This window comes from Lacinutrix sp. (assembly GCF_023299985.1).
Classification (GTDB): domain Bacteria; phylum Bacteroidota; class Bacteroidia; order Flavobacteriales; family Flavobacteriaceae; genus Lacinutrix.
On the sequence record NZ_JALZVX010000082.1, the window covers coordinates 1 to 4,392 of the forward strand.

The window sequence follows — 4,392 nt, forward strand, 5'->3', positions numbered from 1 at the left end:
AGTATTATTTCATGCTGTTTTAGATCCTGGAAATATTGCTCCAGCACTAGCTTTATTAGCTTTAAACGTTGTAACACTTATTGGCTATAAAGACAAATATAAAGTGTTTTTGAAATAAATAAATTACTAAATTATAATAAAAAAAGGCTTCCAATTTGGAAGCCTTTTTTAGTATTTATTTTTCTGGAGGATACCCTTCTAACATTTTTTCTACAATTGCTTGAAAACGTGCTTCGCGTTTTTCTGGTTTTTGGTTTGGCTTAAATCCGCATTCGCTAGTTGCTTGCCAAAATAATCCAGTTTTAGACTCGTCCACAAACTCTACAGTAATTTGCATGTTAATACTTGGTTGACCAACAGGAATACCAACCGAAATTCCACCACCAAAACCTCGGTTTCCACCACCAAGTCCTACTCCAACATTGTTTCTTGAGTTCTCTTGAAACTCATCGCTTTTTATATCTATTAAAAAACTTGCGTTTTCAGACTTTTCTAAACCCATTGCGTTTAGCTTGGTTTCTAAAGCAGACATTAAACGATTTTCATCTAAGCTATTTAATCCTGATTCTATATTAGAAAAGAAATTATAAGTTTTGTAATCTTGAAAATTAGTAGATTTCTCATAATCGTGGTTAACATAAATTGGTGCGCAAGATGAAATACAAAGTATCGCGAGAATAAGGTATGGTGTTTTCATAATAGATTTTTATATAAAAATAACGAAAATAAAACCATTTAGTATAGCTATAATACCGTTCGTCATAATTTTAACTTTTAAATTGTATTTACTTTCTACATTTGACTTAACATCCAAAACACTTTAATTATGATACGGTTAATTACATTTATTATCTTCTCTCTAATTACTAATTTAAGTTCTGTTTATGCTCAAAATAAAGCGAGACCACAAGAGCCTGTTGCACCTTTTAATTATAGCTCAGAAACTATTTATTTCGAAAACGCAACAGCTAATAACATTAAATTAGCAGGCACACTTACGCTACCAAAAAACATAAAGAATCCTGCTGTAGCCATTTTAATCTCTGGCTCTGGACCACAAGACAGAAATAGTTACATTAAACCTTTTAACCATAAACCCTTCTTAGTATTATCCGATTATTTAACAAATAATGGCATTGCTGTTTTACGTTTCGACGATAGAGGAACTGCTGAAAGTGAAGGTAATCATGCAACTGCAACTTCTGCAGATTTCGCTACAGATGTAGAAGCTGCTATTTTATATTTAAAGACAAGGATAGACATAGATATAAGTAAAATTGGGTTAATTGGGCATAGCGAAGGCGGACTTATAGCACCAATTATAGCTTCAAAAAACAAGAACATTGCTTTTGTTGTGTTATTAGCTGGACCTGGAGTTAACGGTCGAAAAGTATTAGAGTCTCAAAGTTGGGAAATGGGAAAAACCGCTGGTGCTACAATAGAGACTCTTGAATTTAATAAGTCATTAACATCTAAAGCCTACAATGTTTTAAAAACAGAAACGGAAAGCGGTAAAATTAAGTCTAAAATTAAGTTAGCTATCAATACATTAAAAAAAGAGTTAGAAAGCAAAAAAAGTCCTTATGCAGTATATATAACCGATGCAATGATAAATCAATTATCCACTCAAATAGCTTCACCTTGGTTAAGTACTTTTATTATAACTGAACCAAAAGACTATCTAGAAAAAACTACTTGTCCTACACTAGCACTTAATGGAAGTAAAGATCTTCAAGTACTACCAAAATTAAATTTAGAAGGTATTGAGAAAGCTCTAAAAAACGCTAATAATGAAGATGTAACTATAAAAGAACTAGAAAATTTAAATCACCTATTTCAAACAGCAAAAACAGGAAGTATGCTAGAATATAGCCAAATAGAAGAAACTTTTTCTCCAGTGGCTTTAAAAATAATTTCAGATTGGATTAACAAACGCTTTTAATATTAAAATTATGATACTATACAAGAATACACAATACGGAAAACTACTAATAATTATTTTATCTATTTGTGGATTAATACCAATCGTTCTATTTTTTATTAAAATAGACGATAAGCCAATGCAACATTGGTTAATTTTAGTAGTCACCAGTATTTTTATAATAACATTACTATTGTTTTACAAACTAACAATTACCATAAGCAAAGAAAAAATTGAGGCGGAATTTGGAATAGGATTAATAAAACGGACGCTCAATATTAAAGACATTAATTACGATACTATAGAAGAAATTAAAACACCTAGTTATTACGGTATTGGAATTCGTATAACTCCAAATGGCTTATTATATAATGTAAAAACAGGAAACGCTATTAAAATAAAATCAAACGAAAAAACGTTTTTTATTGGTACAGATGATTTTGAAAAAATCAATAGTATTCTTATAGATTTGAAAAAATAAAAATGTTACTTTAGTTCTTCTATGAAATTATCTAATACTGCTATATTTTGGATTTTACAATGTTTTGGTTGGGGAACTTTAGCACTTTTTAATACGCTATTCAAACTAGTTAAAGCAACACATTTAGATAAAACATACACCATTTTTGAAGGCTTTCTATTTATTATAGTTGCTATTTTTTGCACTTCTTTATTTCGTTATTATTTAAAGAAAAAGGTTTCTTTTAATCGTTTAAACCTGAAAGAAGTTATTAAAATTTTAATAAGTTTTATAATAACAGTCATTCTATTTTCTGGCACTATTATTATTCTAGCCAAAATTCTATATGCATTATTTCACGAAAACAGTTTGCAGATTGATACCTCAATAATTTTATCTAATACTCTAAACACTATTTTCTACATTCTATTATGGTTTGTTTGCTATCGTGTTTTAAAAATGACTGTTGATTTTAGAAAAAATGAAGAAGAGCGTTTATTCTTAGAGGCAACATTAAAAGAATCTGAATTAAACACTTTAAAAGGTCAAATAAATCCGCATTTTATGTTTAATAGTTTAAACAATATTCGCGGATTAATACTTGAAGATGTTGAAAAATCTAGAGAGATGATTACACGTTTGTCTGAAATGTTGCGCTACTCTCTAACAAAAAATAAAGTAGATACTATTACCCTAAAAGAGGAACTTGAGATGGTCGATAATTATATAGAATTATCTAAAATACAATTCGAAAACAGGCTAATGTTTACCTCCAAAGTAGAAGACAATTTGTTGAATGTAGATATTCCTCCAATGATTATTCAAATGCTTATTGAAAATGCACTAAAACATGGAATTTCTAATTTACGTGAAGGCGGAAACATAGATTTATCCATTTTAGAAACCAACAGAATACTTAAAATTAATGTTACAAATTCTGGAACATTAATAGAAACTAAATCAACTACTAAAGTTGGACTTGAAAACATTAAAAAAAGACTACATCTACTCTATAAAGATAAAGCTAACTTTAATTTAAAAGAAGAAAACAAGAACGTTATTGCAACAATTAAATTACCTATTTAATGGATAAAATAAGCGCTATAATAATTGAAGATTCTCGATTAGCAAGACAAGAGCTAAAAGAACTAATAAAAGAGCATCCAGAAATTGAAATTATTGGCGAAGCTGAGAATGTTGATGATGCTTTAAAATTAATCCCAAAACTGAACCCAGACCTTTTATTTTTAGATATTAACATGCCAGAAAAAACTGGTTTTGATCTATTAGAAGCATTAGACGAAATTCCAACTGTGATCTTCACTACTGCTTATGATGAGTATGCCATTAAATCTTTTGAATATAATGCTTTCGATTATTTATTAAAACCTATAAATAAAGCTCGTTTTGCTAAATCAATCCAAAAACTAAAACCTGCTCTACAAGAAAAAAAGAGTGCTATTAAAGTTAAAACTTTAACCGAAAATTCTCAAATATTTATAAAAGAGGGAGAGCAATGCTGGATGGTTTTATTAAAAGATATTTTACTTTTTGAAATAGTAGGCAACTACACTAGAGTTCATTTTAATGATAAAAAGTCACTTATTTATAAGTCCTTAAATCAAATTGAAGCAAAGCTACCCGAACATCTTTTTTTTAAAACCAATAGACAACAAATTGTTAACCTAAAAACAATTAAAAATGTAATGCCTTGGTTTAATGGTAAGCTAAAAATAACCTTAACTAACGATAATGAAGTGGAGGTTTCTAGAAGACAGTCTCAAAAATTTAAACAGGATTTAGAATTCTAATTCAAAGCCTTCCAAAGCAAATCTTTTAACTCTACTAACCCTTTTTGAGCCACACTAGAGATAAACAAATACGGAATTGGTAACTCATTATCCAATTCTACTTTTAATTCTGCTTCTAACTCGTCGTCAAGCATATCGCTTTTAGAAATAGCTATAAACCTATCTTTATCTAGCATTTCTGGATTGTAACGACGTAATTC

The 4,392-nt window shown here is 29.1% G+C and carries 5 protein-coding genes and 1 pseudogene; 4 read left to right on the plus strand and 2 right to left on the minus strand.

The window, feature by feature from the left end; translation table 11 throughout:
• Positions 1-175 precede the first annotated feature (175 nt).
• Positions 176-697: a DUF4136 domain-containing protein gene (locus Q0C58_RS04235; RefSeq protein ID WP_290697969.1), complete on the minus strand. Its 522-nt coding sequence runs from the start codon at positions 695-697 to the stop codon at positions 176-178.
• Positions 698-826: 129 nt separating this feature from the next.
• Here Q0C58_RS04235 and Q0C58_RS04240 point away from each other — a divergent pair, with 129 nt between their 5' ends.
• From Q0C58_RS04240 to Q0C58_RS04255, 4 genes are read left to right on the plus strand one after another with little or no spacing between them, the layout of a single operon-like run.
• Positions 827-1,942: an alpha/beta fold hydrolase gene (locus Q0C58_RS04240; RefSeq protein WP_290697971.1), complete on the plus strand. Its 1,116-nt coding sequence runs from the start codon at positions 827-829 to the stop codon at positions 1,940-1,942.
• A gap of 10 nt (positions 1,943-1,952) precedes the next feature.
• A complete protein-coding gene (locus Q0C58_RS04245) occupies positions 1,953-2,402 on the plus strand; it encodes a hypothetical protein (protein WP_290697973.1) in 450 nt (149 codons plus the stop codon).
• 21 nt (positions 2,403-2,423) lie between these two features.
• Positions 2,424-3,467: a histidine kinase gene (locus Q0C58_RS04250; protein WP_290697975.1), complete on the plus strand. Its 1,044-nt coding sequence runs from the start codon at positions 2,424-2,426 to the stop codon at positions 3,465-3,467.
• Positions 3,467-4,192 carry a LytTR family DNA-binding domain-containing protein gene (locus Q0C58_RS04255; RefSeq protein ID WP_290697977.1) on the plus strand — a complete coding sequence of 242 codons (726 nt, stop codon included), beginning with the start codon at positions 3,467-3,469 and terminating at the stop codon, positions 4,190-4,192. Before Q0C58_RS04250 ends, Q0C58_RS04255 begins: the two co-directional genes overlap by 1 nt.
• On the opposite strand, the pseudogene Q0C58_RS04260 reads toward Q0C58_RS04255, so the two are convergent.
• Positions 4,189-4,392 (minus strand): annotated as a pseudogene (locus Q0C58_RS04260) (GTPase ObgE); the annotation flags it as partial. The gene Q0C58_RS04255 and the pseudogene Q0C58_RS04260 overlap by 4 nt on opposite strands.